Raw genomic sequence first — 1,872 nt, forward strand, 5'->3', positions numbered from 1 at the left:
GCCTCGCGCTGGCGTCGCGCAGCGCGACGCCGCGCCCTGCCCGCCGCCAGGTGCCGGTAGTAGCGCTCCAGCAGCTCCGCGGCCTCGGCGTCGCGCATGGGCCACAGGCTGGCCACCACGGCGCGGGCGCCGGACTCGAAGAAGGCCCTCGCGAGGCTCAGCACGCCTTCGCCCGCGAGCAGCGCGCCGGAGGCCCCCCTGCAACTGGAGAGCACCACCAGCGCGTCCCTGAGCCGCAGCTCGGTGATCTCCCGGGGCTGGAGCAGGCCGTCCTCTCCCGCCGCGCCCGGGGCCAGCACCAGGGCGGAGCGCTCCGGGGACTCCACGTCCACGACCGCGTGCGCGGCCACGTGGAGGATGCGCACCGCGTCCCAGCGGGAGGCCTTGAGGGCCTGCTCGGAGGCCTCCGCTCCCACGAGCAACCGGGGCTTCACCGAGGTGTCCTCCAGGGCCTCGCTCACGGTGCGGCCCTCGCGACGCGCCTCCGGGAGCGCCCCCAGGCTCGCGGTCTCCAGGAACACGCCGCCCCTCGCGGTGGCCACCTTCGCGCCCTGGAGGGTGTCACTCCGGTCGGGATCCGCCAGGACCAGGGCCTCGCCTTCCGGAGGCTGTGCGGGCTGTTCGCGCCAGTAGTGGAGCAGGCTCGCGGAGGGCACCCGCGCCAGTTCGTACCGGGCCATCAACGGCGGGCCGTCCGCGCGCTCCCGCAGCGCGGCGAAGGGCAGGTCGTGCAGCGGGCCATCCGGCACCAGCAGCAGGCGCGATACTTTCGATGGCAACCCGCGCAGGGCGGGGGCGAGCAGCTGCGCGTACAGCGCGGAGGCGGCCGTGGCCTCCGAACCGTCGCGGCGCTCGATGAGGCCCGACAGGAGCGCCACCGCGGGGCGCAGCCGCGCACGCTCGGGGATGCGGTACGCGTGCGTGCCCTCGCGCGTCACCGCCAGCACCCACGCGCCTCCGGCGGGCTCGCCCTGGAGGTCATGGTCCGCGCCCGCGAGGAAGACGAGCAGGGCCTCCTCCTCTCCCAGGCGCTGCTCGGTCGCGGCGAGCGACGCGAATGGCAGCTCCGCGCGACGGGCCGCTGGATGCTGCCCTGCTCCGAGGCTGCCCGGAGGCGTCGAGCGACGCGAAGGGAGCTCCGCGCGACGGGCCGATGGATGCTGCTCTTGCTCATGAGGCTGCCCGGTGGCGGCGAGCGATGCGAAGGGAAGCTCCAGGCGCCGGGTCGCGGGTCGCAGCTCGCGCTCACGGCGCTCCAGCTCTTGAAGGTCTTCCAGCAGCCGCGTGCGCTCCGATGCGGACAGCGCCGGCTCCAGCAGCCGCCGCTGGGTGACGGACAGGCTCCGCAGCACGCCGTCCCGCGCCTTCCGCTGCTCCGGTGACTCCTCTTGCGTGGGGAGCGCGCGCGAGGCCACCAGGGTCTCGAACAACGTCCTCGCCCGCAGGCGCTCGCTCACCGCGAAGGCGCGCTCCAGGGCCTCGCGGGGCGGCACGGCGGAGGATTCTCCGGCCTCCAGGGTGCGGCCCGCGAGCCGGTGGTAGTCGCTGGCCCAGTTGGAGAAGAGCTCGGCCTGGCTGGAGGCGTCCCGCTGCCACTGGCGCAGCACCTCCACCGCGTCGAGCGCGCGCTCCGCGTGTCCCAGGGCCTCCGGCAGCGGTCGCGTGCGGAAGGCCACCGTCGCCCGCGTGCGCCACGCGGAGGCGAGGTAGAGCGGGTTGTCGTGCTCGGCGGCCAGCGCCAGGGCCTCGTCCGCGTCGCGCCACGCGGCGTCCGCGTCCACCGCCGCGCGGCGTTCGGCGCGCGTCCACAGACAGGCGATGCGCCGCTCGGGCAAACCCGTCTCCCGGGCGAGGTCGATGCAGCGGCCGAGG

Annotated in this window: 1 protein-coding gene; it reads right to left on the minus strand. The window is 75.7% G+C overall.

All coding sequences use genetic code 11. The features are described 5' to 3' along the window. Positions 1-1,872: CHAT domain-containing protein (locus ACLEQD_RS42445; RefSeq protein ID WP_410391658.1), on the minus strand; the 1,872-nt coding region annotated here is incomplete at both ends.

The organism is Corallococcus sp. 4LFB, from assembly GCF_046520365.1.
Lineage (GTDB): Bacteria > Myxococcota > Myxococcia > Myxococcales > Myxococcaceae > Corallococcus > Corallococcus caeni.